The sequence below is a fragment of the Chelatococcus composti genome, from assembly GCF_014201415.1.
Lineage (GTDB): Bacteria > Pseudomonadota > Alphaproteobacteria > Rhizobiales > Beijerinckiaceae > Chelatococcus_A > Chelatococcus_A composti.
In genome coordinates this window covers 320,514-345,210 of record NZ_JACHEH010000004.1, presented here as the reverse complement: position 1 = coordinate 345,210, position 24,697 = coordinate 320,514, and the positions used below count along the sequence as shown (strand labels likewise).

The following is a 24,697-nucleotide window of genomic DNA, read 5'->3' as shown; positions in this document are numbered from 1 at the left end:
TTTGCCTGTCGCCGTTGCTATCAAACAACGCACAAGATGAACGGAGGATGTACGCCGGCCGCCTTTTCTATCGCGGAGGCGGCTTTCGCGCCGGATCGAGCCATTTTTCCATGTAGATGCGTGGCTGAGCCTCGAAGCCGAGCCGCTCGTAGAAGTGCTGCACCGCCTCGTTGCCTGCCCGCACCAGCAGGTTGAGCTTCCACACGCCGCGCGCCCTGAGCCACGCCTCCGCCGCCGCCATGATGGCGCGGCCGTGGCCCGCTCCGCGCGCGGCCGGGTCGACCGCCACATAGTAGACGACGCCCCGGTGCCCGTCGTGGCCCACCATGCAGGCCGCAACGATGGCGCCGTCGGCCGCACGCCGCACGAGTACGTCGCCGTGGCCCGAGGCGCGGCAGAAGGCGATGTCCTCGGCCGGGTCGTTCCACGGCCGCGTCAGGCCCGCGGCCTGCCACAGGGCGACGACGGCCGGCAGCTCCGCCTCGGTCATCGGGCCGGCCGTGAACGGCCCTGTCACAGCATCGCTCCCGGATTGAGCAGACCGTCGGGGTCGAGCGCCGCCTTGAGCTTGCGCATGAGATCGAGCGCGACGGGATCCTTGACGGCCGGCAGCAGGTCACGCTTGAGGCGGCCGATGCCGTGCTCGGCCGAGATGGAGCCGCCATGCTTCAGGACGACAGCATGCACGGCTTCGTTCATCGCCTCCCAGCGGTCCAGGAAGGCCTGCTTGTCGGCGCCGACCGGCTGGCTGACGTTGAAGTGCACGTTGCCGTCGCCGAGATGGCCGAAGGGCAGCGGCCGGCAGCCGGGCACCAGGGCCTCCGCGGCCGCCGTCGCTTCCTCGAGGAACTGCGGCACCAGCGCCACCGGCACGGAGATGTCGTGCTTGATCGAGCCACCCTCGTACCGCTGGACTTCGGACAGTGCCTCACGCAGCTTCCAGAAGGCGTTGCGCTGGTCGAGGCTCGCGGCGATGGCGGCGTCGTCGACGATTCCGCGTTCCAGCGCCTCCCCGAGGATGCGCTCCATCACCTCGTCGAGGCCGCCCTCGGCCGCGGAGGACAGCTCCATCAGCACGTACCAGGCGTGCGGCCCGTCGAGTGGGTCGCGCGTACCGGGCGCGTGCCGCAGCACGAACTCGAGCCCGAGCCTCGGCAGGAACTCGAAGGTCGTCACCGCGCTGCCCGCTTCGGCCTTGGCGAGGGCGAGGAGGTCGAGCGCCGCCTGCGGCGAGGCGAGGCCGCAGAACGCGGTGGCCCGTCCCTTCGGGCGAGGGAAGAGCTTCAGCACCGCGGCGGTCACGATGCCGAGGGTGCCCTCCGAGCCGATGAAGAGGTTCTTGAGGTCGTAGCCCGTGTTGTCCTTGCGCAGCTTGCCGAGGCCGTTCCAGATGCGGCCGTCCGCCAGCACCACCTCAAGTCCGACGACGAGGTCGCGCGTGTTTCCGTAGGCGATGACGGCGGTGCCGCCGGCATTGGTGGCGATGTTGCCGCCGATGGTGCAGGAACCTTCCGAGGCGAGCGAGAGAGGAAAGAGCCGGTCTGCGGCCTCGGCCGCCTCCTGCGCCTTGAGCAGCGTGACGCCCGCCTCCACGGTCATCGTGTCCGTCAGGGCATCGACTTCGCGGATGCGGTCGAGCTTCTGCAGGCTGAGCACCACCATCGGCCGGCTCGCGTCCGGGATCTGCCCGCCGACGAGGCCGGTGTTGCCGCCCTGCGGCACGACGGCGACACCCGCCGCGCGGGCGCGGCGCATCACCTCGGCCACCTCCGGCGTCGTGCCAGGTCGAACGACGGCGAGCGCCTCTCCGCGGAAGAGGTCGCGCGGCTCGCGCAGGAAGGGCAGGATGTCGTCCGGCGCGCTCAGCACATTGCCTGGCCCGACCACCTCGGTGAGTGCCTTCAGGAAATCCTCCTTCGTCCCCGTGCTCACGAACGCCCTCCTTTGCCTTTCTTCTTCTGCTGTGTCGGGCGTGCGAAGACGCCGACGACCTCCACATGATGGGTGTAGCGGAACTGGTCGACCGGCACGACCCGGATCGGCTGCATGCCGGCCTCGACGAGGATGCGGGCATCACGCGCGAAGGTGCCCGGATCGCACGAGACGGAGACGGCGAGCGGCACCCTCGAGAGCGCGATCTGCCGCACCTGCGCCTCCGCGCCAGCGCGGGGCGGATCGAGCACCACAGCGTCGAACCGGTCGAGCTCCGGCGGCAGCAGCGGGCGGCGGAACAGGTCGCGCGCCTCGGTGGTAACCGGCTTCAGACCCTGGGTGTTGCGCACGGCCCGCTGCAGGGCCACGAGGGCCTCGGCGCCGTTCTCCACGGCATGCACCTTGGCCTGCCGCGCCAGACGCAGCGCAAAGGGACCGCAGCCGGTAAAGAGGTCGGCCACGTGGCGCGCGCCGGTGCAGGCTTCCATCACGAGTGCGGCGAGGGTCTCCTCGCCGGCTGCGGTCGCCTGCAGGAAGCTGCCGGGTGGCGGCACCACGGCGGCCGGCCCCATCGTAACGAGGGGCGGGCGACGCTCGATAAGGATGTCGCCGTGCAGCGACAGGCGCGCGAGGTCGAGCGCGCGGGCAGCGTCGACCAGCGCCGCACGCAGCCTGTCGTCGGCCTTGCCGAGCCCGCGGATGTCGATGTCGAGTCCGCCGGACGTGTCCGTGACCTGGATATCGAGCGGCTTGCCGCGCGGCAGGAGAAGGCCGGCCAGCGCCCGCGCCTTCTGTGGCGCCGAGGCGAGGCCGGGGGTCAGCACAGGACAGCTCTCGATGCGCACGAGCGCGTGGCTGCGCGCCGCCATGAAACCGACGGTGGCCTTGCCCTCGACCTGGCGGGCATGGAAGGTCACGCGTCGGCGCCCGGCCCCATGCGCATCGACGAGCGGCGACACCTCGGCCTCGACGCCGGCATGGGCGAGAGCGCGGAGGACGATGTCACGCTTCCAGCGGCTGTAGGGCAGCGGCGCCATGTGCTGGGCGGCGCAACCGCCGCAGTGGCCGAAGAGCGGGCACTCGGCGGCCTGCCGGTCGGGCGATGGCGTCTCGACGCCGAGGAGCCGGCCGCGCTCGCCCTCCACGTCGGCTGTCACGACCTCGCCCGGCAGGGCGAAGGGCACGTAGACCGGGCCGTGCGGTCCTTCTGCGATGCCGTCGCCGCGGGCGCCCAGGCGGGTGATGGTCAGCGTCTCAGTCACGGCGCGCCCCGATCAGATATTCCACGTTGCCATCCCCGCCCGCGATGGGGGAGGGCATGGTGCCGAGAACGGCAAGGCCGAGGTCGCCCACCAGGGCGGCGATCTCCTCCACCACCGCCGCCCGCACGGCCTCGTCGCGCACGATGCCTTTCTTGAGGTGCGCCCGGCCGGCCTCGAACTGCGGCTTGACGAGGGCGACGAGGTGGCCGCCCGTCGCGATGCGGCCCGTCACGGCGGGCAGCACGAGCTTTAGCGAGATGAAGCTGACATCCGCCACGATGAGGCCGACCGGCTCCGCCACGTGGGCGGCGGTCAGCTCCCGCGCGTCGAGCCCCTCGAGGGAGACCACGCGCGGATCGGCAGCGAGCCGCGGGTGAAGCTGGCCGTGGCCGACATCAACCGCATAGACCTTCGCAGCGCCCCGCGTGAGGAGCACCTCGGTGAAGCCGCCGGTCGAGGCGCCGACATCGAGGCAGACGAGGCCGGCAGGATCGATGATGAAGGCATCGAGCGCCGCCGCCAGCTTGACGCCCGCCCGTGACACCCAGGGGTGCGGCGCCTCGGCCACGATGACCGCGTCAACGGCCACGGCGTCGGACGCCTTGCGCACCGGGCGCCCGTCGGCCGTGACGCCCCCCGCGGCAATGGCCGCCTGCGCCTTGGCGCGGCTGTCGAAGAAGCCGCGTTCGACAAGAAGGAGATCGGCGCGTTTACGCATGGGTTGAGCTTGTCCGGCGAGCAGGGAAGCGTGTCCGCTGCGAGATCGGCTGCCCTTATAGAGCAGCGGCGGGCCGCGCGACATGGCAGCGCGCGGGATGCACAGTCGCAGGGACACGCCGGCCGAGGCGAGGGCAGGTCAGGCCGTCAGCGCCGCTGCATCCGACGCATCCGTACCGAGCGCGGCAAAAACCGTGGCGACGATGCCGGCGGCGTCGAGGCCCGCCTTCGCATACATCCGTTCCGGCTTGTCGTGGTCGATGAAGACATCGGGCAGCACCATGGTGCGCACCTTGAGGCCACGGTCGAGCGCGCCCTCGCGGGCCAGCAGGTGCAGCACCTGCGTGCCGAAGCCGCCGATGGAGCCTTCCTCGACCGTGACGAGGCATTCGTGCTCGCGGGCGAGGGCCAGCACCAGCCCGGCATCGATAGGCTTGGCGAAACGCGCGTCAGCGACGGTGGTGGGAAGGCCCCGCGCCTCGAGCTGCTCGGCAGCCTTGAGACATTCCGCCAGCCGCGTGCCGAGGGAAAGGAGCGCGATGCGCCCGCCCTCGCGCACGATCCGGCCTCGTCCGATGGCCAGCGGCACGCCGCGCTCCGGCATCTCGACGCCGACGCCCTCGCCGCGCGGGTAGCGGAAGGCGATGGGCCCCGCGTCATGGGCCGCTGCCGTGGCCACCATATGCACGAGCTCCGCCTCGTCGGCCGCGGCCATGATGACCATGTTCGGCACGCAGCCGAGGAAGGCGATGTCGAACGAGCCGGCATGGGTCGGCCCGTCGGCGCCGACGAGCCCCGCCCTGTCGAGCGCGAAGCGCACCGGCAGGTTCTGGATGGCGACGTCGTGGACGATCTGGTCGTAGGCGCGCTGCAGGAAGGTGGAATAGATGGCGCAGAAGGGCTTGAAGCCCTCGGCTGCGAGCCCCGCCGCGAAGGTCACGGCATGCTGCTCGGCGATGCCGACGTCGAAGGTACGCTGCGGAAAGGCCCTGCCGAAGATGTCGAGCCCGGTGCCCGACGGCATGGCGGCGGTGACGGCAACGATGCGGTCGTCCTGCTCGGCCTCCCGCACGAGGCTTTCGGCGAAGACTTTCGTATAGCTCGGCGCATTGGCCTTGGGCTTGGCCTGCGCGCCGGTGACGACGTCGAAGGTGACGACGCCGTGGTACTTGTCGGCGGCGGCCTCGGCCGGGGGATAGCCCTTGCCCTTCTGCGTCACGACATGGACGAGGATGGGCCCGGCCTCCGCATCGCGCACATTCTTCAGCACCGGCAGCAGGTGGTCGAGGTTGTGGCCGTCGACCGGCCCCACATAGTAGAAGCCCAGCTCCTCGAAGAGCGTGCCGCCCGTCCAGAAGCCGCGCGCAAACTCCTCCGCCCGCTGGGCCTTCTCGTAGATGAATTTCGGCAGCCGCCGGGCGAGCTGCTTGCCCACCTCGCGCAGGGTGCGATAGGTGCCGCCCGAGACGAGCCGCGCGAGATAGGCGGACATGGCACCGACGGGCGGCGCGATGGACATGTCGTTGTCGTTGAGGATGACGATGAGCCGCTCGTTCATCGCCCCGGCGTTGTTCATGGCCTCGTACGCCATGCCCGCCGACATCGCGCCGTCTCCGATGACAGCGATGACGTTGCGCTTCTCGCCCTTGAGGTTGCGTGCCACCGCCATGCCGAGCCCGGCGGAGATGGAGGTGGAGGAATGGCCCGTGCCGAAGGGGTCGTACTCGCTTTCGGCGCGCTTGGTGAAGCCCGAGAGGCCGCCGCCCTTGCGCAGGGTGCGGATGCGCTCGCGCCGCCCGGTCAGGATTTTGTGCGGATAGGCCTGGTGGCCGACATCCCAGATGAGCCGGTCGTGCGGCGTGTCGAAGACGTAGTGCAGCGCCACCGTAAGCTCGACGACGCCGAGCCCGGCGCCGAGATGCCCGCCCGTGACCGAGACGGCGTCGATGGTCTCGGCGCGTAACTCGTCCGCCACCTGTCGCAACTGTGCCTCGGGCAGGCGGCGTAGATCCGCCGGAAACTTGATGGTGTCGAGCAGCGGCGTATCGACGGGCACGGCAATCCCTCGCGCGCGTGGGTCATCGGCTGCAACCGGACATAGGGCCTCGTCCGGCGCCGGTCAAAGGTATCCGCTGCCGCAGGGCTCACAGTTCGGGCAAAGGAATGAACTCGTCGTCGCCCGGCACACCGCCGAAGCGCCCCATCTTCCAGTCCTCCTTCGCCTGCTCGATGCGCTCCTTGCGCGAGGAGACGAAGTTCCACCAGATGTAGCGCTTGCCGTCCATCGGCGCGCCGCCGAGCATCAGGAAGCGGGCCGGCGTCCGGGCCGTGACGGTGATGGCATCCCCCGGCTTGAAGACGAGGAGGCGGTGCGCCTCGAAACGGTCGCCGGCGATGTCGATGTCCCCGGAGACGGTGTAGATCGCCCGTTCCTCGGCCACGGGGTCGAACGGGATGCTCGCTCCAGCCGACAGCGCGACATCGGCGTAGATCGCCTCGCTGGCGGTAGCGACGGGCGATGTGGAGCCAAAGAGCGTGCCGGCGACGACGCGCACGTGCTTGCCCTCGCCGACGATGTCGGGCAGGGCGTTCTCGTCGTAGTGGCTGAAGGAAGGCGTGTCCTCCTCGCGGTCGGCGGGCAGGGCCACCCAGCTCTGGATGCCCGCCAGGCGCGTGCCGCGCATGCGCTCCTCGAGGCCCGTGCGCTCGGAATGGACGATGCCGCTGCCGGCCGACATGAGGTTGACGGCGCCGGGGCGGATGATTTCCTCGCTGCCCAGGCTGTCGCGGTGCACGATCGCCCCCTCGAAGAGATAGGTGAGGGTGGCGAGGCCGATGTGCGGATGCGGCCGCACGTCGAGCCCGTCGCCGATGGCGAAATCGGCCGGCCCCATCTCGTCCCAGAAGATGAAGGGGCCGACCATGCGCCGCCGCACGGTCGGCAGGGCGCGGCGCACGGAGAAGCCGCCGATATCCGAGACGCGCAGCACGACCACAAGCTCCACCGCATCGCAGGACGGCGCGTCGCCAGCCACAGGATCCTCGCCACGAAGCCAGCTCATCGCATCCTCCCCGTGCTGATGGAGGCTCAGCCCTCGACGTCGAGGGGCTCGGTTCCCGGCTTGCCGTCCGGCCCGATCGTGATCTTCTCGATGCGGGCCTCGGCCTTCTTCAGAAGCGTCTCGCAATGCTTCTTGAGCGCTTCGCCCCGTTCGTAGATCGCAATCGATTCGTCGAGCGGCACGTTGCCCTTTTCGAGCCGGTCGACGATCTCCTCAAGCTCCTTGAGCGCACGCTCGAAAGGCAGGGACGCGATATCGGACGGCGCGTGATCGCTCATCATGCATTCCTCAGGGGACATGTGCTCCAGATGAGCGTTATCGCGTTCCCTCGGGCAAGAGGCAACCCCATCAGGGTTGAAGCATCCAAAGGTTGCACACCGAAGAGGGGAACGGCCCGGCTCCCCGACTTCACGAAACCGTGTCATCGGCCACGGCCGCCCCGGCTCCGCCCCTGCGCAGCAGCTTCTGGTAGGCGAGGCCGATGCCGACGAGCACGAGGCCGAGGCCGATGAAGGACAGGGCCCTCAGGACGCCTTCGAGGCTCGACAGATCGACCACGAACACCTTGACCACGGCGATGAGGATGTAGGGCGCCGAGGCGAGGCGCGCGAAGCGCCAGTCGCGCCACAGGCCGACGGCGAGGATGGCGACGCCGATGACGACGAGCGCGGCCGAATAGGTCCACAGCTCGGCCTCGCCCGTCTGCCGCCAGTAGCCGATCTGCGGCCCCTGAAAGAGGAAGCGGATGACGTCGACGGTAAAGGCGAGGTGCAGCAACAGCGCAAGCGCCAGCGCGCCGCGCACGTACCACGCCGGTCGGTGCGCCCGCGCCATCCAGGCAAGGCCCGCCGCCATGACGGCCGGCACGAGATAGGCGAGGAAGAGGGTGTTGAAGACGGGGCCGCCGCGCACGGGCTCGTCGGTGAACAGCGGGTTCTCGCTCAGCAGCAGGCCGAAGCCGGCGAGGATCAGCGTCAGGACAGCGAAGGCGAGCCCGGCGAAGTGATAGACCGGGTCTGCCCGCCTCAGCTCGAGGCGCATCAGCACGAAGGAGAAGGCAAGACCCGCCGTGGCCATGAGACCCATCTCGACGAAACCCGAATCCGCCGCGAAGGGGTCTCCGCCGTGCAGGGCGTGGCGGATCTGGAAGAAGACCAGCAGGGCGCTGAAGAGGATGGCCAGGCTCTCGCACAGCTGGGTCACCCGGTCCCGCCCGCTCGCGGCGAGCACCCGGGCCGCGAGCGCGAAGGAGGCCGCCGGCACGCCATAGCCCCACAGCAGCCAGTTGAAGACCGGCGTCGTGCCCAGCGCATCGCCGGCGATGGCCGGGTCCCAGGCGATGCGGCCGAGGACCAGGAGGCCGATGGCCCCGACGGCATAGCGCAGCACCGGCAGCGCGATGCGCTGCGAGACGAAGGCCGTACCGAGCGCCGACAGGGCAAAGGCGACGGTGAGCATGCCCTTCTCGAGCGCGAAGGTGAGGCCGAGCGCAAGAGCGCCGAGCGCCGCCGCCGCCATCGCTCCCATCCCGAGCGCCGCGACGGGAGTGGCATTGTCGTCCGCGCGATGGAGCAGCCGGGACGCGCCCGTGAAGAGGAGGGCGAGGACGGCGGCAGCGAGGGCGAAGGGTACACTGGTGTCGAAGGCCGTCACGCGCCAGTAGGCGATGACGAGGAGGGCGAGGGGGCCAGTCGTCCCGGCGGCGGCATGGCAGGCGGCGCAGACGAGCGGCAGGTCCGCGGCGCGCATCAGCCGCCGCACGGCGGTCGCGAGGAGTGCCAGCCCCGCCGCCACGGCAAAGGCGAGATAGAGGCTGAGGGCCGCCGGCTGCTCGCCGGGCGCCAGCGCCGGCCCGCCGGGCATGGAGGCCCCGCCCGGCTCCAGCATCGCATAGCGGGCGACCGGCCAGAAGGCGAGGCAGCCCGCCGCGACGGCGGCGCCGATGAGGCCCGCTCCCGCCGCGGCGGCATAGGCGTAGCCGGTGGCGATGAGCAGGGCCGCCATCGCAGCCGAGAAGGTCGCGCGCCCGCCGCCGTCTGCGAGCTCGCCTGCCAGCACAGCGAGCGCGCCGAAGGCGGCAAGCACCGCGAGGGCGGGCAGGTCGAGCGGCCGGGTCCAGACGCGCGGCTGCGGCGCGGGCACGGGTGGCGCGGTCGCTTCGGCCCCGTCGCCTGCCTCTACGGCCGCCTTGGCTGTGGCCCCGGGAACATCCTCGGCTGTCGGCCGAGCGCCGCCGTAGGGCAGCGCGACGAGGAACACCACGGCGAGCGCCGCCTGCGCCAGCACCAGCGCCATGGCGGGCAGCGCGTCGGCGTTGCCGACGCTTGTCACCACCAGCCAGCACCAGACGAGCGCGCCGCCGGCTGCCGAATAGGCCAGCCACCGCCACAGGCGGAGGCGTGCGAGGCCACAGGCCGCCGCGACGACGGCGAGAAGATAGATGACGACCGGCCATGGCCGGGGATCGCTGCTCGAGACGAGGAGAGGGGCCGCCAGAGAGCCGAGAAGCCCGAGCGCGGCGAGCGCCGGCCCGTGCAGGGCGGCCGCGACCATGGTCGCGATGCCGATGAGGCCGAGCAGCACGAAGGCCGGCGCCGGGCCGATGAAGCCGTAGAGCGCATGGGCGGCGTAAACGCTGGCGAAGGCCGTCATGGTGCCGGCGGCAGTCAGCACGCTTGGCACGTGGGCCGGCGACGCGCCGTCGGCGGCCCCCTCCGCGCCGCGCTCGCGCCGCCGCAGCCATTCGCCGGCGGCAATCAGGGCGAGCGCCGTGACGAGGCCGGCGACGACGCGCGCGGCCGGACCGAAATAGCCCTCCTCGATGGAATAGCGCACCAGCAGGACGCCGCCGAGCGCCAGGGCGACACCGCCCACCCACACGGCCCAGCGCGAGCCGAGCCGTTCCTCGAGCCCCGCCTGCGGGGCGGCCGTCGCTGCCGCCGCAGGCACCAGGCCGGGCGCAAGCGTTTCCTCCGGTTCCTCCAGTGGCCGCGGCTCTTCTGCCGGTTCCAACGCCACCGTCGTGGGGGGCGGCGGGGCTTCGTCCCCTGCGGCCGGCTCCGGGGCCTGCGGCCCGGCAGCAGCTGCATCCGCCGCGGGAGGCGGCACGACGACGCCCGCCTCGGCCAGCTTCAGCTCCAGCGCCGCGAGACGCGCCTCGAGCGCCGCCGTGCGGCCGCGCAGCCTGAGCGCCATGAAGAAGCCGGCGATGGCGGCAACCGGCACCGCAAGCGCGATCAGGACGATGAGCGCAATGGCCGTATCTTCGCTCACGGCGAGCCCCCCGCTGACACCGCAGAACTTTGCCCCGGGATGGTGGGCGATGCAAAGCGCAGCCCGCTGTGCGCCGGCGCAAAGGACGGCGTGGTGACCGCATCAGGCGCGGGTGCCAAGGCGAAGGCCGGGGGCAGGACGCTCCTGCAGCACCTCGCGGCGGAAGCGGAAGAGGGCGGCGGGGCGTCCGGCCGTGGGCATCATCTCGCCCGTGGGCTCGACAAGCGAGGTCGCCTCGACGAGGCGCCGGAAGTTCTGCTTGTGCAGATGGCGGCCCGTGATGGCTTCCACGCTCGTCTGCAGGGCGGTGAGGGTGAAGCGCTCGGGCATCAGTTCGAAGACGACGGGGCGGTACTTGAGCTTGGCCCGGAGACGGCTGATGGCGGTGGCGAGAATGCGCCGGTGGTCGTAGGCCAGCGGCTTGCCGAGCGGCGGCAGGCGGCCGCGGGCGAGGGCGGCGGGGCGCCCGTCACGCGCCGCCTCGGCGACAAGGCCCGCCTCATAGAGGAGCTCGTAGCGCTCGAGCGCCTTTTCCTCGTCCCAGGGGCTGCCGTCGCAGCCGAAGCACAGGCGCAGCCGCTCCTCGCGCGTGAGCGCCCGGATCTGCTGGCCGTCGTCCGCATGGGGCGCCTTCGCCCATTCCTGGAGCTGCGGCAGGATCTCCGTCGCCAGAATGGCGGGCGGCCCGGTGCGCCAGTCCTCCCACGGGAAGAAGTCGTACCACGGCATGAAGGAGGCGCCGCCCGCAGGGGCCTGCTCCCCGGCGACGCGGGTGAGCGCCAGATAGCCGACGGATACGACGTGCGGGCCGGCGTCGCCCGCGGCCGCGCCGCGCCCCCGGTCCCCAAAGGTGTAGAGCTGCTCGACATAGCCGAGGGCAAGGCCAGTCTGCTCCCGCACCCAGGCACGCAGGCCAACCTCGAAGGTGCGGTGCGCCAGCGGGTCGAAGGGGCCGGCGGGCAGGGCCGGTACGTCCGAGCCGGGGGGATGCGCGACGAGGATGTGCGGCGTCTCGCCTTCGACGGTCACGATGGCTGCGGCGAGGCCGATCTCGATGGCAGGCCGCGGCAGGGGGAGGCTGGCCTCACTCATCGCCGTTCAACTGTCGAGAGGGAGGGCGAAGGGCGTGCCCTCGAAGGCGTCCACGCCGCGGCCGATGGCTGCGATGGCCTCGCTCATGCGGCCGCGTCGGCCGAGGAGCCTGTCCGCCGCCGCCACCAGCCGGGCATTGGGCGTCGCGCTCGGCGCGGCCCGGCGCAGGCGCTCGGCGAGAAGGAACTCGTCGAGGTCGGGCCGTAGCGCGCACAGGCCGATGTAGGCGGCGGCGGTGGAGCGGCTGATGCCTGCATAGCAGTGCACGACCATGGGCCGCTCCCGGTTCCATCTGCGCACGAAGCCGATGATTTGCCGGGCGTGCTCCTCGCCGGGCAGGATGTGCCCGTCCATTGCCTCGAGGATGTCGCTGACGCCGATGACGAGGTGGTTTTCCGGCCCGATGCCCTCCGGCCGCGGCACGGGTGTCGCGGCGTTGATCACGGTCAGGAGGTGGCTCGGCCGCACGGCGGCGACGGTTTCGGCGAGGCGCGAGAGGGGACACACGTGAAGGGCCGGCATCGATGTCGAACCTCCGCAGAACGCTCCCTGATCTCCAGAACGATAGTGGGGCGATTCGATGACGGCGACGATTCCCGACTGTGGATCGGCTGCCGGAACGGAATCAGAGCGCCGGAACGAGGGCGTTGAAGCGGGCGAGGAACCGCGCCTTGGCCTCCTCGGCCGACCAGGGCTCGAGGAAGCGGTCGATCGCTGCCGGCAGGGGCGCCGGGCGGCCGAAGAAGGCCAGCGCCTCCTCGCGGGCGAAGCCGGCAAGGCGCGTCGCCTCGAGGAAAGCAGCGATCCTGTCTGCGCGCTTGGTGGCACGCACGAGGGCGGCCGGAGCCGTGGCCGGCAGGCCGAAGCGCAGGTGGATCGCGGCCGCGAGCCGCTTCTCCACCTCCTTGTAGTTGCCCCCGAGCACCGCCTTGAAGGGCGAGATCATGTCGCCGATGACATATTCCGGCGCATCGTGCAGGAGTACGAGAAGGCGTGCCTTGGCGTCGAGCTCCGGGTGGATGTGCCCGGCGATCGCATCGACGAGCAGCGAGTGCTGCGCGACCGAGAAGATGTGCGCACCCACGGTCTGCCCGTTCCAGCGGGCGACACGGGCGAGGCCATGGGCGATGTCCTCGATCTCGACATCGAGCGGAGAGGGATCGAGGAGATCGAGCCGCCGCCCGGACAGCATGCGCTGCCAGGCGCGCGGTTCCTTGCCGGAGCGTCGGCTCATGGCTCGCCGCGCGCCGCAGGGGCGCGCTCAGCAGCCGGGCCGGGCAGGGAAAACGCGCGCGACGGTCCGTACAACAGGGCTCTCCTCTCCATGGCGGGCGAGGCGCCCTCGCGCCGCCCGGCGGTCCCTACCTAGCATCGTGGTGCGGCCGGGCAAGATGCCGGAGATGCGGCGGGGAAGGGCCTTCAGCGCGTGTCGCGGGCGAGGGCGGCGCATTCCGCGTGGCGGTAGCAGCCGACGAGATGGTCATTCACCATGCCCACCGCCTGCATGAAGGCATAGACGATGGTGGGGCCACAGAAGTTGAAGCCGGCCTGCTTCAGCGCCTTCGACATGGCGCGCGATTCGGCCGTCTCGGCCGGCACCTCGGCCATGCGCGAGAAGCTGTTCTGGCGCGTCCGCCCGTCGACGAAGCCCCAGAGGAAGTTGCTGAAGCCGCCTCGCTCCATGATGGCGAGCCAGGCGCGGGCACCCTGCACGGTGCCGAGAATCTTGGCGCGGTTGCGAACGATGCCAGGATCCTGCATCAGGGCCGCAAGCTTGGCCTCGTCGTAGCGGGCAATGACCTCGGGGTCGAAACCGTCGAAGGCCCGGCGAAAGTTGTCGCGCTTGCGCAGGATGGCGATCCACGAAAGGCCCGCCTGGAACCCGTCGAGGATCAGCTTCTCGAAGAGCGCCCGGTTGTCGTATTCTGGCACGCCCCATTCCGTGTCGTGATAGGCGACGTAGAGCGGGTCCACTCCGGGCCAGCGGCAGCGCCACCTGCCGTCCTCGTGCAGGATGAGATCCGCCTCCGCCGCCTCGACCATCGCCCCCTCCGCGCTTCGTCAGGACTGCGCCGTCTCCGCCGCCTCGCCGGGGAAGGCGAAGGTGGCGAAGGACGGCTTCTCGAGCGTGAGGGCGAGGCCGCCGGCCGTCAGGGTCAGCCCTGCCGCAAGCGCGTCCGCCACGCGGTCGAGCCGCAGCATGGCGAGGCCGCGGCCGCGGGCGCAGGAGCCGACATGGCCGAGCGTCCTCTCGCCGGCGACGACCGTTGCGCCATCCTCCGGCACGAAACCGTCGGTGAAGACCACGGGCACGATGCGCGTGCGGGCGGTGCCGCGGTGCTGCATGCGGGAGACCACTTCCTGCCCGATGTAGCAGCCCTTGTTGAAGGAGACGCCGCCCAGCTGGTCCATCAGCACCTCGTGCGGGAAGGCCTCGCCATAGGTGAAGTCCTTGCCCCCTTCCGGTACGCCGGCCGCGATGCGCATGGCGTGATAATCGGCGAGTGGCGCCTGCCCGAGGGCTTCGATCTCGGCCCTGGGGCCGATGGCGCGCCGGCCGAGGGCGGCAAGGCGCGGGTCGTCGTAGGTGCGGCCGGGCGCCTCCGTCTCGTCGCCCCACAGGGCGGCGACGGCGAGCGCCTCGCTCTCGTCGGTGATCGTGACCTTGGCGCGCAGCTTGTAGAAGGACAGGCGCTTGACGAGGTCCTCAGCCAGCGCCCGCGGCACGTCGAGAAGATAGCCGCCCCCCTCGTCCTCCGGCACGGCCAGGACCAGAAAGTCGACGAGAATCTTGCCCTGGGGTGTCAACAGCGCGGCCCAGCGCGCTGTTCCGGGTGTGAGGCTCGCGACGGTGCTGGTGACGATCCCCTCGAGAAAGCTGCGGGCATCCTCGCCTGCGACCCTGACGATACCCCTGTCCGGCAGAAAAGTCCTCGGCATTCGGCCCTCCGTCCGCACTCGCGGGAGAGATAGGGGGAGGGCGCGCGCCGCTCAACCCGGTTTGGCGGCGATGCCCGGCGGGCACGAGGCGTCAGTGCTTGCTGGCGGTGGAGAAGGCACCGCTGCGGATGCGCTCGGGCAGGCGCTCGGCGAAATCGGCCACCGCCTCCTCGCCGTAGGTGCTGACGAGCTCCTGAAAGGCGGCGAAGAGTGCTGCATGGGCCACGCAGTCACCGTCGAGGCCGTCGAGCTGCGCCTCGGCGAAGGCTTCGCTCAGATAGCTGAGCGCCGCGCGCTTCTCCTCGGTGGCCGCGAGGAAATCGTCGTCGTGCTGGTTGAATTCGTCCATGTTCCTGCCGTTACGCAACCCGTGGCGCAATGCCCCGGTCCATTCACTCTAGCAGCCCACGGCCGGCACTCTAGCGGCTTCTTTATGCGAGGTTAACAGCGCGGGGAAAATGCCTGCAATCCACAGGACACATAGCTCGAGATGGGCCTCGGGCAGCGGAAGGCGCCGGGCGAAGGCCAGTTACTGGCCGAAGCGACTCGCCAGCGTGCGCGTGAGGCGCTGGCCCTCGGCGGCATGCAGGTCGCGCGCGGCACGGGCCGCATCGGTGCAGCGCCGGTAGGTGAGAGCATAGCTGCGATAACCGCGGTTGTAGGCGCCGGCGAGGCGCTCGCGCCGCTGCGGGCTCGTGCCTTCGGCATCGAGCAGGTCAGCCATGCGCTCGCGCCATTGCTGCGGGTCGCCCTCGCCGCACAGTCCGTCGATGAAGGTGAGCACGCCGAGTACACGGGCGAGGCGCATGAGGTCGGCCTCGTAGGGCGGTGCAGCCTCGGCGCCTGCCTGCGGCTCTGTCGCTGCCGGGTTCTGCGGCTGCTGGGCATGCGCGGCTCCGTTGCAGAGGGCCGCAAGGGCGAGGCAGCAGGTGAGGACGAGGTATCTCATTGCGCGCCCTCGCCGAGGATGGCGGCAGCGCGGGCGACGATGGCGGCAAGGCCCGGCGTCGTGGGCAGCTGCGTCACCTCGCCCGGCAGGACCCAGCGCACGTCCCCCGCCTCGGGACCGGGCGCCGGCTCGCCCGCCCGCCAGTGGGCGGCGAAGGCAGCAATGACGAAATGGTGCACGACGCCCGTCGCGTCCCGCTCGATGATCTCGACATGGTCGACGAAGCCGGCGATCTCGGCCTCGACACCCACCTCCTCGCGCAGCTCCCGCAGGGCGGCCTCATGCAGGTGCTCGCCCGGCTCGACGAGTCCGCCCGGCAGGCTCCAGCGCGCCTCCATCGGCGGGCGGCCCCGTGTCGCGAGGAGCACCCGCCCGTCGCGGAAGGTCGCGACGCTCGCGGCGAGGAAGGGGCGTGCCGGATAGCGGCGGTCGTCGGACATCGCCGCGCCTATACGTGCTGGCCGCCGTTGATGTGCAGCTCCGCGCCGTTCACGTAGGAGGAGGCTTCCGTGCAAAGGAAGTAGATGGCCTTGGCCACCTCGTCGGGTGTGCCGAGCCGGCGCAGTGGAATCTGCTCGACGAGCTTTTCCGTGCCGGGCGACAGGATGGCCGTGTCGATCTCGCCTGGGGAGATGGCGTTGACGCGGATGCCGCGCGGGCCGAAGTCGGCCGCCATCTCGCGCGTCAGCGCGGCGAGAGCGGCCTTGGAGGTTGCATAGGCCGCCCCCGCGAAGGGGTGGACGCGCGAGCCGGCGATGGAGGTGACATTGACCACGGAGCCGCGCGTGCGGGCGAGCTCCTCCACGAGGCCGCGCGCCAGCATGATCGGGGCGAAGAAGTTGACCTGGAAGACCTGCTTCCAGTCCTCGAGGCGCGTGTCCATGGTGCCGAGGCGCGAGCCGCCGGGGCCCTTCGGCGAGATGCCGGCATTGTTGACGAGCGCGTGCAGAACGGAGCCCTCGGGCTCGAGGCGACGCTTGATCTCCTCGATGGCCTCCATGGTGTTGTCGGGATCGGCAAGGTCGACCTGGATGTGGTCTTCCGGTCCCATCTCCCACGGGCATTCCTCCGGGAAGGAGTGGCGCGAGCAGGTGATGACGCGCCAGCCAGCGGCCGAGAAGCGCTTGACTGTCGCATGACCGATGCCGCGGCTTGCCCCTGTCAGGAGCATCACGCGCCGGGTCGCATTGGTGGATGGGGGCATGGCGGTTCGTCCTGATGATGAAAGGCGCAGGGCCGGTGCGGGAATTAGGGATATAGGCGCTCGCGCTGCCACTCGCCATCCGGCTCCGGCCGGAAGAAGCGGATGCGGTCGTGCAGGCGGAAGGGCCGGTCGTGCCAGAACTCCATTGCCACCGGACGCACGCGGAAGCCGCGCCAGTAGTCGGGACGGGGAATCTCGCCGGCGCCGAACTTGGCCGTGTAGAAGGCAACCGCCTTCTCGAGCGCGAAGCGGCTCTCGAGCGGGCGGGACTGCTGGGAGGCCCAGGCGCCGATGCGGCTGCCGCGCGGGCGGGTGGCGAAGTAGGCGTCCGCCTCCGCATCCGTGACGTTCTCCACCGGGCCGCGCACGCGCACCTGCCGGCGCAGGCTCTTCCAATGGAAGAGGAGGGCGGCCTTTGGCACGGCGGCGAGCTCGCGCCCCTTGGCGCTCTCGGCGTTGGTGTAAAAGACAAATCCCTGCCCGTCGAAGCCCTTCAGCAGCACCATGCGCACGTCCGGCAGGCCGTCCGCGTCCACGGTGGCGAGCGCCATCGCGTTCGGGTCGTTCGGCTCGCTGGCCGTTGCTTCCTCGAGCCAGCGGGCGAAGAGCCCGAAGGGGTCGGTTTCGTTGGAGAAGTCACCGCTCGTTAACGCTTCCACGGCTTAAATTCCTGACGGATTCGATTGGATCGGCGAGAGGGCGGCTCGTGACCCGGGGCTATCTGCGCAGCTCTTATAAGAGAACAGCATCGTTGTGCGAAGGCATTCACGCAGGGCGTGGCGTCGCACTCGTTGCGACGTTCGTGGCGGCGCTTGCCGCTGGCGGCTGCAGCATCTCCTTTCCGCTCGGTTCTCTCCTCGGGGACGACGACGTGACGGCGACTAGCTCCGTCACGTCCGCGCCCTCGCCCCTGTCGCCCGAACTGACGGCGGAAGACTGGCGCCGTGCAAAGGCCGCGCTCGAGGTCGCGCTCGACCCCTTCGGCAACGGCTCCAGCGCATCGTGGGACAATCCCGAGACCGGCGCCAAGGGCGCATTCTTGCCGCTCGGCCAGCCTTATGTGAAGGACGGCGACGTGTGCCGCGCCTTCCTTGCCGACCTGACGTTGCAGGTGGGCTCCCAGGCCCTGCAGGGCACGGCCTGCCGGCCTTCCGGCGGGGGCTGGTCCATTCTCGAGGTCAAGCCCTGGCGCAAGTCGGTCTGAGGCGCTCGGACGCGCTCAAGAACGTTGCAGACGTGCAACAGTTGCCCCATATGGGAGGGGGTGGTTGCGGTCCCCGCTCCCTGACAGGTCATCCATGCGCGATCCATACAGTGTTCTCGGTATTTCCCGATCGGCGAGCGATGCGGAGGTCAAGAAGGCCTACCGCAAGCTCGCCAAGGCCTATCATCCGGACCGGAACAAGGATGATCCGAAGGCCAAGGAGAAGTTTGCCGAAGTCAACGCCGCCTACGAGATCCTCGGCGACAAGGAGAAGCGAGCCAAATACGACCGCGGCGAGATCGACGCGGAGGGCAAGCCCCGCTTCCACGGGTTCGAGGGCTTCGCGGGCGCCGGCGCCGGGCGCAGCACGCACGGCTTCGATTTCCGCCGCTACGGGCCGGGCGCGGGCGCGGGCTTTGACCCGCAGGACTTCTTCTCGGACCTGTTCGGCGAGGCGATGCGCAGCGCCAGCCGCTCGGCAGGGGCGGGGCGCAGCCGCACGCACCATCCGCGCGGCGAGGACGTGAAGGCTGACATCACCGTCACGCTCGAAGAGGCGGTGCACGGCGGCAAGCGGCGCATCAACTTCACCAACGGCCGGGAGGTGGAGGTCAACCTTCCCAAGGGCATCAGCGACGGCAAGACGATCCGCCTGCGCGGCCTCGGGGAGCCGAGCCCCTTCGGCGGCGAGCCGGGCGACGTGCTGCTCACGGTGCACGTGGCGCCGCACCCCCAGTTCAAGGTGGAGGGCAAGAACCTGCGCCTGCGCCTGCCGGTGCAGCTCGCCGATGCAGTGCTCGGCGCCAAGGTGCGCGTGCCGACCCTCGACGGCGCCGTCGCCATGACGATCCCGCCCATGTCGAGCGGTGGCAAGAATTTCCGCCTGCGCGGCAAGGGCATCCCGGACAAGGACGGGGCGGGCGACCTGATCGTCACGCTCGACATCGTCCTGCCCGACAAGGCAGACCCGGCGCTCGACGCGCTCATGCGCAAGTGGCGCGAGGCCGCCTCGGCCAAGAGTTGAGCTGCGGCCGGGGCTGAACCCGCTTCCGCCCGCTGTGTGATTCGCGGCGCGAGCGGCAATCGCGTTTTCCTGTGGAGCCGAATCGGAAGTCGGCAGGCACTGCCTGCCGATCTGCGCCCCGTGCCCGGCGCAAAAGGCTGCTTTGCGCAGAAGTCGCGCCCGAGGCTTCCGTCCGCCGCCGCTCTCGGATAATGATGCGCCTCCGCTCCGGAGCATCCGGCTTGTCAGAACAGATCAGAATTCGAACGGCCATGGCAGAGAACTCAGCGACACGCCCGCCCATCATGTCCGGCAAGCGCGGGCTCATCATGGGAGTGGCCAACAACCGCTCCATTGCCTGGGGCATCGCCAAGGCCGCCCATGCCCACGGGGCCGAGCTCGCCTTCACCTATCAGGGCGATGCCCTGAAGAAGCGCGTGGAGCCGCTGGCGGCGGAACTCGGCGCCGAGGTATTCGGGCATTGTGATGTCACCGACGGCGCCACCATCGACGCCGTCTTCGCCGAGGCCGAGAAGCGCTGGGGCAAGCTCGACTTCGTCGTCCACGCCATCGCCTATTCCGACAAGGACGAGCTCACCGGCCGCTATGTCGATACGACGCCGGAGAACTTCTCCAAGAGCCTCCTCATCTCCTGCTACTCGCTGACGGCCATTGCCCAGCGGGCCGAGAAGCTGATGAAGGACGGCGGCTCGCTGCTGACGCTGACCTACTACGGCGCGGAGAAGTGGATGCCGCACTACAACGTCATGGGCGTTGCGAAGGCGGCGCTCGAGGCGAGCGTGCGCTATCTGGCGGCCGACCTCGGCCCGCAGGGCATCCGCGTCAACGCCATCTCCGCCGGTCCCATCAAGACGCTGGCGGCTTCCGGCATCGGCGACTTCCGCTACATTCTCAAGTGGAACGAGTACAACTCGCCGCTGCGCCGCACGGTGACCATCGAGGAAGTGGGCGAGACGGCGGCCTATCTCCTCTCCGACATGTCCCGCGGCGTGACCGGCGAGGTCCACCATGTCGACGCCGGCTATCATGTCGTCGGCATGAAGAACCCTGAGGCGCCCGACATCGTGCTCGGCAAGGAATGAGCGCAAGGCCGCGTCTGTTCTTCGTCCGTCACGGCGAGACGGACTGGAACGCCGTGGGGCGTCTGCAAGGCAAGCGCGACACGGCGCTCAACGACACCGGCCGCGAGCAGGCGCGCACCGTCGGGCGCCTGCTGCGCGATCTCGTGCCCGATTGCGAAAGCCTGGATTTCATCGCCAGCCCGCTCGCGCGCACGCGCGAGACGATGGAACTGCTGCGCCAGGCCGTCGGCCTGCCGCGCGCGGGCTACAGGCTCGAGCCGTGCCTCGCCGAGATCTCCTTCGGCGAATGGGAAGGGCGGACGTGGAAGGAGCTGCGCGAGAGCGAGCCCAACCTCTACGCTGCCCGCAAGCGCGATTGCTGGCACTTCACGCCGCCGGGCGGCGAGAGCTATGCCGCTGTTGCGGCGCGCGTGCAGCCGCTTCTCGAAAGCCTGACGCGCGACACGCTCGTCGTCTCGCACGGCGGGGTCGCGCGGGCCGTGCTGACGCTTCTGTCCCGCGTCACGCCGGACGAGGCGCCGCACATCGACATCTGGCAGGGCCGCATTCTCGTCTTCGAGGGTGGCGCGCACCGCTGGGAGCCTTCCTGATACGAGCGCGGGAGCCGGTCGGGCTGGCACACCGGATGCGGGCGGTTTGACGATGCGCCCCCGCGCGCGTAAGAGGCGGCGAGCACAAGCGCGGCGAGATCATGTCCCACAACAGCTTCGGTCACCTCTTTCGTGTCACCACCTTCGGCGAGAGCCACGGGCCGGCCATCGGCTGTGTCGTCGACGGCTGCCCGCCCCGCATCCCGCTGACCGAAGCTGACATCCAGCGTGATCTTGACCGCCGTCGGCCCGGCCAGTCCCGCTACACGACCCAGCGGCAGGAGCCGGACCAGGTGCGCATCCTCTCCGGCGTCTTTACCGACGAGAAGACGGGTGTGCAGATGACGACGGGCACGCCCATCGGCCTGCTCATCGAGAACGTCGACCAGCGCTCGAAGGACTACGGGGACATCAAGAACAAGTATCGCCCCGGCCATGCCGACTACACCTATGACGTGAAGTATGGCATCCGCGACTATCGCGGCGGCGGCCGCGCCTCAGCGCGCGAGACGGCGATGCGTGTCGCCGCCGGTGCCATCGCCCGCAAGATCGTGCCGGGGCTCGTGGTGCGCGGCGCACTGGTGCAGATGGGCCCGCACAAGATCGACCGCTCCCGCTGGGACTGGGAGGAGGTGGGCCGCAACCCGTTCTTCTGCCCGGACGCGGAGGCCGCGGCCTTCTTCGCCGACTATCTTGACGGCATCCGCAAGAAGGGATCCTCCATCGGCGCCGTCATTGAGATCGTGGCCGAGGGCGTGCCGCCGGGCCTCGGCGCGCCTGTCTATGGCAAGCTCGATTCGGACCTCGCCGCGGCGCTGATGAGCATCAACGCGGTCAAGGGCGTCGAGATCGGCGCCGGTTTCGAGGCGGCGGCGCTGACGGGCGAGGAGAACGCCGACGAGATGCGGCTCGGCAACGACGGCAAGCCGCTGTTCCTCTCCAACCATGCCGGCGGCATCGTCGGCGGCATCTCGACGGGCCAGGCCGTGATCGCGCGCTTTGCCGTCAAGCCGACGTCCTCGATCCTGCAGCCGCGCCTGTCGGTCGACCGTTTCGGCGGCGAGACGGAGGTCATGACCAGGGGGCGGCACGACCCCTGCGTCGGCATCCGCGCCGTGCCGGTGGGCGAGGCGATGGTCGCCTGCGTCATCGCCGACCATTACCTGCGCCATCGCGGCCAGGTGGGCGAGACGACGCCCTGGCCGATGCAGGATTGAGTCCTGCTCAATCAGCCCTGACGAGATTTTAGTTGCACTAAAAATCTGCCAGGCGTAGCGTCGCCGCCATGAAACTGGCCGACTGGCTCGCCCGTGAGAAAATGACGCGCGTGGAGTTCGCCCGCCGCTTAGGCGTCACGCCCGGTGCGGTTACGCAGCTGTGCCGCGACGAGGGGGCGTGGCTGTCGCGCGAGACGGCGCGGCTCATTCTCGAAGTGACCCGCGGCGCTGTGACGCCCAACGATTTCATCGGCGCCCAAAGCGAGTCCGCTAGGCGCGAGGAGGCTTCCATGACCCAGACGGTGACCGAGGCGATCGAGGCCTTCGCCCGTGGCGAGATCGTCATCGTGACGGACGACGACGACCGGGAGAACGAGGGCGACCTCGTCGTCGCCGCCTCGCTCTGCACGCCGGAGAAGATGGCCTTCATCATCCGCCACACCTGCGGCATCGTCTGCGCGCCGCTGACCGCGGCCATCGCGCGGCGGCTCAGGCTCGATCCCATGGTGGCGGCCAACGACGCCCCGCTCGGCACGGCCTTCACCGTCTCGGTTGACGTGCGCCACGGCCTCACGACGGGCATCTCGGCCGAGCAGCGCAGCAACACCGTGCGCGCTCTCGCCAACAACAACATGGGCGCCGCCGATTTCGTGCGTCCTGGCCATGTCTTCCCGCTCATCGCGCGCGAGGGCGGCGTGCTCATCCGCTCGGGCCACACCGAGGCGGCGGTAGACCTGTGCCGCCTCGCGGGCCTGCCCGAGGTCGGCGTCATCTGCGAGCTTGCCAACGACGACGGCACGGTGATGAAGGGCCCGCAGATCGAGGCCTTCGCCAGGGAGCATGGCCTCAAGCGCCTCTCGGTGGCCGACCTCATCGGCTATCGCCAGGCGCGCGAGAAGCTGGTGGAGCGCGTCGCCACCTTCCCGGTGACGACCGCGATCGGCGAGATGACGGGCCACGCCTATGTGACGCCGTTCGACACGGTGAACCACTTCGCCTTCGTGTACGGCAGCATCGGCGACGGCCGCGGCGTACCGGCGCGGCTGCACCGCGCCAATGTGGTGGCCGACGTCTTCGGCGGCGCCACCACGCTGCACAAGGCACTGTCCCGGTTCGCGGAGGAGGGGCGGGGCGTGCTCGTCTACCTGCGCGACGGCACGGCCGGCGTGCCTCTCACCGTCGTCGGTGAGGACACGACGAGTTCTGAATTCGCCCGCACCCAGCAATGGCGCGAAGTGGGCCTCGGTGCGCAGATCCTGCGCGATCTCGGCGTGACCTCGATCCGCAACCTCGCCTCGACCTCGCGTGCCTTCGTCGGCCTCAGCGGCTTCGGCATCGAGATTGCCGACACCGTGCTGCTGGAGGGCTGACGGCGCGCTCTGCATTCCGCCGGCCATAAGCGGGCCGTTTGCTGCCCGCCGGTGCTGCTAGCCCCGCATCAGGCACTGCACATGGGCGGCGACGGAGGCCGCGAGGCCCTGCAGGTCGTAGCCGCCCTCGAGCAGCGACACGATGCGCCCGCCGCACTGCCGGTCGGCTATGTCCATGAGCTCGCGCGTCGCCCAGGCAAAGTCGTTCTCCGTCAGGTTGATGTTGGCGAGCGGGTCGCGCCAGTGGGCGTCGAAGCCGGCCGAGATGATGATGAGGTCGGGCCGGAAGGCGGAGATGCGCGGAAAGATCGCGATCTCCAGCGCCTCGCGGAAGCTCTCGCCGCCGTCGCCCGCCTGCAGCACGGCATTGACGATATTGTCGTGCTCTCCGCGCTCGGAGGCGGCGCCGGTGCCGGGATAGAGCGGCATCTCGTGCGTCGAGCAGTAGAGCACGCTGGCATCGTCCCAGAAAATGTTCTGCGTGCCGTTGCCGTGGTGCACGTCCCAGTCGATGATGGCGATGCGCTCGAGGCCGTGCCGCTTCTGCGCATATCGCGCTGCGATCGCCGCGTTGTTGAAGAAGCAGAAGCCCATGGCTGTTGCCTTCTCGGCATGGTGGCCGGGCGGCCGTACCGCGCAGAAGGCGTTGTCGGCCGTGCCGCCCACGACCTCGTCCACGGCGAGCAGGGCCGCGCCCGCGGCATGCACGGCGGCCTCCAGAGTGCCCGGCGACATCGTCGTGTCGCTGTCGAGGTTGACCAGCCCCTCGCGCGGCGAGGCGGAGATGAGGCTGTCGACGTATCCGGGCGGATGCACGCGGCAGATCGTCTCCCGGTCTGCCGCCGGCACGTCGCGGATGCGCACGAGATCGGCGAATTTCTCTTGCTCCAGCACCTGCTCGATGGCGCGCAGGCGGTCCGGCCGCTCGGGGTGGCCCGGCGGGGTCGCATGCGCCATCGAGGAGGGGGGCGAAACGAGAAGGGTTGTCACGGCGGGGTTCCAGCAGAGATTGCAGCTTTGCAGCCGGGAAACGTTGTGTCTATGTCACGCTCGGTGAGTAATTGCCAATCGGCGTTGTTTTCTGGCCGGCGGCCGTTGATACGCTCTTCGCATGTGCCATACAGCACAGCGAATCGGGCAATCGAATCACATTGTGCGCCGGGTTGATGATCCTTTGGGGGCGATTGGCATGGTCTTGAGGATGTTGGGTGCCGTCCTTGCGATCGGCGTTATGCTGGCCGGGTGCACTTTCAAGGGTGTGCCGGATCCCGAAGTCTCGGCCCGCGACCGGGAGTGGATGGCCCTCGTCCCCCAGGCCGATGTCTCTCCCGAATACGGCCGCTATCTGATCGACGATCCCACCGGCGAGCCCCCCGGCACCATCGTCGTCGACCAGAAGGCGAAGTTCCTCTACTTCGTTCTGCCTGACCGCAAGGCCATCCGCTATGGCGTCGCCGTCGGCGACGAAGCCTACGGCTGGACGGGGACGGCTGTGGTCGCCCGCAAGGCCGAATGGCCCGACTGGCATCCGCCGGCCGAGATGAAGGCCCGCTGGCCGCACGTGCGGTTCACCAAGGGCGGCCCGAACAATCCGCTCGGCGCCCGCGCGCTCTACCTCTACGAGAACGGCCGCGACACGCTCTATCGCATCCACGGCACCAACGAGCCCGAGAAGATCGGCCAGGCTGTATCCTCCGGCTGCATCCGCATGCGCAACATCGACGTGATCGACCTCTACAACCGCACCAAGGTGGGGGCGCGGGTCATCGTCAAGTAGGC

Annotated in this window: 25 protein-coding genes and 1 pseudogene; 7 read left to right on the top strand and 19 right to left on the bottom strand. The window is 69.9% G+C overall.

What is annotated here, in order from left to right; all coding sequences use genetic code 11:
- Window positions 1-67 precede the first annotated feature (67 nt).
- The 18 genes and pseudogenes from HNQ73_RS10420 to pdxH form a co-directional block, all read right to left on the bottom strand.
- A pseudogene (locus HNQ73_RS10420) lies at window positions 68-550 on the bottom strand (GNAT family acetyltransferase); the annotation flags it as partial.
- Window positions 514-1,932: an FAD-binding oxidoreductase gene (locus HNQ73_RS10415; protein ID WP_183334773.1), complete on the bottom strand. Its 1,419-nt coding sequence runs from the start codon at window positions 1,930-1,932 to the stop codon at window positions 514-516. The pseudogene HNQ73_RS10420 and the gene HNQ73_RS10415, both read right to left, overlap by 37 nt.
- On the bottom strand, window positions 1,929-3,194 hold the full coding sequence (locus HNQ73_RS10410) for a class I SAM-dependent RNA methyltransferase (protein WP_244650087.1): 1,266 nt from the start codon (window positions 3,192-3,194) through the stop codon (window positions 1,929-1,931). The genes HNQ73_RS10415 and HNQ73_RS10410 overlap by 4 nt, the downstream gene beginning before the upstream one ends.
- A complete protein-coding gene (locus tag HNQ73_RS10405) occupies window positions 3,187-3,912 on the bottom strand; it encodes a TlyA family RNA methyltransferase (protein WP_183334772.1) in 726 nt (241 codons plus the stop codon). The genes HNQ73_RS10410 and HNQ73_RS10405 overlap by 8 nt, the downstream gene beginning before the upstream one ends.
- A gap of 138 nt (window positions 3,913-4,050) precedes the next feature.
- On the bottom strand, window positions 4,051-5,967 hold the full coding sequence (gene dxs / locus HNQ73_RS10400; RefSeq protein ID WP_183334771.1) for a 1-deoxy-D-xylulose-5-phosphate synthase: 1,917 nt from the start codon (window positions 5,965-5,967) through the stop codon (window positions 4,051-4,053).
- An 88-nt stretch (window positions 5,968-6,055) separates the two neighbouring features.
- Complete coding sequence (locus HNQ73_RS10395; protein ID WP_183334770.1) at window positions 6,056-6,973, bottom strand: pirin family protein; 918 nt, start codon at window positions 6,971-6,973, stop codon at window positions 6,056-6,058.
- Between the two features lie 26 nt (window positions 6,974-6,999).
- Entirely contained in the window at window positions 7,000-7,254 is a 255-nt protein-coding gene (locus HNQ73_RS10390) for an exodeoxyribonuclease VII small subunit (RefSeq protein WP_183334769.1), read from the bottom strand.
- Window positions 7,255-7,381: 127 nt separating this feature from the next.
- Window positions 7,382-10,246 carry a DUF2339 domain-containing protein gene (locus HNQ73_RS10385; protein WP_183334768.1) on the bottom strand — a complete coding sequence of 955 codons (2,865 nt, stop codon included), beginning with the start codon at window positions 10,244-10,246 and terminating at the stop codon, window positions 7,382-7,384.
- A 102-nt stretch (window positions 10,247-10,348) separates the two neighbouring features.
- Window positions 10,349-11,338 (bottom strand): NUDIX hydrolase, encoded by a 990-nt coding sequence (locus tag HNQ73_RS10380; RefSeq protein ID WP_183334767.1) that lies wholly within the window; start codon window positions 11,336-11,338, stop codon window positions 10,349-10,351.
- 6 nt (window positions 11,339-11,344) lie between these two features.
- Window positions 11,345-11,860: a tyrosine phosphatase family protein gene (locus tag HNQ73_RS10375; protein ID WP_183334766.1), complete on the bottom strand. Its 516-nt coding sequence runs from the start codon at window positions 11,858-11,860 to the stop codon at window positions 11,345-11,347.
- Between the two features lie 103 nt (window positions 11,861-11,963).
- Window positions 11,964-12,572, bottom strand: coding sequence for a YfbR-like 5'-deoxynucleotidase (locus tag HNQ73_RS10370; protein ID WP_183334765.1), 609 nt, complete (start codon window positions 12,570-12,572; stop codon window positions 11,964-11,966).
- Window positions 12,573-12,757: 185 nt separating this feature from the next.
- The gene (locus HNQ73_RS10365; RefSeq protein ID WP_183334764.1) at window positions 12,758-13,381 is read right to left on the bottom strand and encodes a DNA-3-methyladenine glycosylase I; all 624 of its coding nucleotides are present in this window, start codon (window positions 13,379-13,381) and stop codon (window positions 12,758-12,760) included.
- A gap of 18 nt (window positions 13,382-13,399) precedes the next feature.
- Entirely contained in the window at window positions 13,400-14,278 is an 879-nt protein-coding gene (ygfZ, locus tag HNQ73_RS10360; RefSeq protein WP_183334763.1) for a CAF17-like 4Fe-4S cluster assembly/insertion protein YgfZ, read from the bottom strand.
- A 91-nt stretch (window positions 14,279-14,369) separates the two neighbouring features.
- Entirely contained in the window at window positions 14,370-14,627 is a 258-nt protein-coding gene (locus HNQ73_RS10355) for a hypothetical protein (protein WP_183334762.1), read from the bottom strand.
- Between the two features lie 180 nt (window positions 14,628-14,807).
- Complete coding sequence (locus tag HNQ73_RS10350; protein WP_183334761.1) at window positions 14,808-15,227, bottom strand: TIGR02301 family protein; 420 nt, start codon at window positions 15,225-15,227, stop codon at window positions 14,808-14,810.
- Entirely contained in the window at window positions 15,224-15,667 is a 444-nt protein-coding gene (locus HNQ73_RS10345) for an NUDIX hydrolase (protein ID WP_183334760.1), read from the bottom strand. The genes HNQ73_RS10350 and HNQ73_RS10345 overlap by 4 nt, the downstream gene beginning before the upstream one ends.
- Before the next feature lie 8 nt (window positions 15,668-15,675).
- Entirely contained in the window at window positions 15,676-16,431 is a 756-nt protein-coding gene (locus HNQ73_RS10340; protein ID WP_183334759.1) for an SDR family NAD(P)-dependent oxidoreductase, read from the bottom strand.
- A 44-nt stretch (window positions 16,432-16,475) separates the two neighbouring features.
- On the bottom strand, window positions 16,476-17,090 hold the full coding sequence (gene pdxH, locus HNQ73_RS10335; protein ID WP_183334758.1) for a pyridoxamine 5'-phosphate oxidase: 615 nt from the start codon (window positions 17,088-17,090) through the stop codon (window positions 16,476-16,478).
- Window positions 17,091-17,182: 92 nt separating this feature from the next.
- Here pdxH and HNQ73_RS10330 point away from each other — a divergent pair, with 92 nt between their 5' ends.
- The 6 genes from HNQ73_RS10330 (at window position 17,183) to ribB (ending at window position 22,918) form a co-directional block, all read left to right on the top strand.
- Window positions 17,183-17,635 carry an RT0821/Lpp0805 family surface protein gene (locus HNQ73_RS10330; RefSeq protein WP_183334757.1) on the top strand — a complete coding sequence of 151 codons (453 nt, stop codon included), beginning with the start codon at window positions 17,183-17,185 and terminating at the stop codon, window positions 17,633-17,635.
- Window positions 17,636-17,729: 94 nt separating this feature from the next.
- A complete protein-coding gene (locus HNQ73_RS10325; protein WP_183334756.1) occupies window positions 17,730-18,659 on the top strand; it encodes a DnaJ C-terminal domain-containing protein in 930 nt (309 codons plus the stop codon).
- Window positions 18,660-18,910: 251 nt separating this feature from the next.
- The gene (gene fabI, locus HNQ73_RS10320) at window positions 18,911-19,741 is read left to right on the top strand and encodes an enoyl-ACP reductase FabI (protein WP_183334755.1); all 831 of its coding nucleotides are present in this window, start codon (window positions 18,911-18,913) and stop codon (window positions 19,739-19,741) included.
- Window positions 19,738-20,331: a histidine phosphatase family protein gene (locus tag HNQ73_RS10315; RefSeq protein ID WP_183334754.1), complete on the top strand. Its 594-nt coding sequence runs from the start codon at window positions 19,738-19,740 to the stop codon at window positions 20,329-20,331. Before fabI ends, HNQ73_RS10315 begins: the two co-directional genes overlap by 4 nt.
- Window positions 20,332-20,432: 101 nt before the next feature.
- Complete coding sequence (gene aroC, locus HNQ73_RS10310; RefSeq protein ID WP_183334753.1) at window positions 20,433-21,548, top strand: chorismate synthase; 1,116 nt, start codon at window positions 20,433-20,435, stop codon at window positions 21,546-21,548.
- A 68-nt stretch (window positions 21,549-21,616) separates the two neighbouring features.
- Window positions 21,617-22,918 carry a 3,4-dihydroxy-2-butanone-4-phosphate synthase gene (gene ribB / locus HNQ73_RS10305; protein WP_183334752.1) on the top strand — a complete coding sequence of 434 codons (1,302 nt, stop codon included), beginning with the start codon at window positions 21,617-21,619 and terminating at the stop codon, window positions 22,916-22,918.
- 57 nt (window positions 22,919-22,975) lie between these two features.
- Here ribB and HNQ73_RS10300 read toward each other — a convergent pair whose 3' ends face one another.
- Complete coding sequence (locus HNQ73_RS10300) at window positions 22,976-23,908, bottom strand: histone deacetylase family protein (RefSeq protein ID WP_183334751.1); 933 nt, start codon at window positions 23,906-23,908, stop codon at window positions 22,976-22,978.
- Window positions 23,909-24,107: 199 nt separating this feature from the next.
- Here HNQ73_RS10300 and HNQ73_RS10295 point away from each other — a divergent pair, with 199 nt between their 5' ends.
- Entirely contained in the window at window positions 24,108-24,695 is a 588-nt protein-coding gene (locus HNQ73_RS10295; RefSeq protein WP_183334750.1) for a L,D-transpeptidase, read from the top strand.
- The last annotated feature ends 2 nt before the right edge of the window (window positions 24,696-24,697 follow it).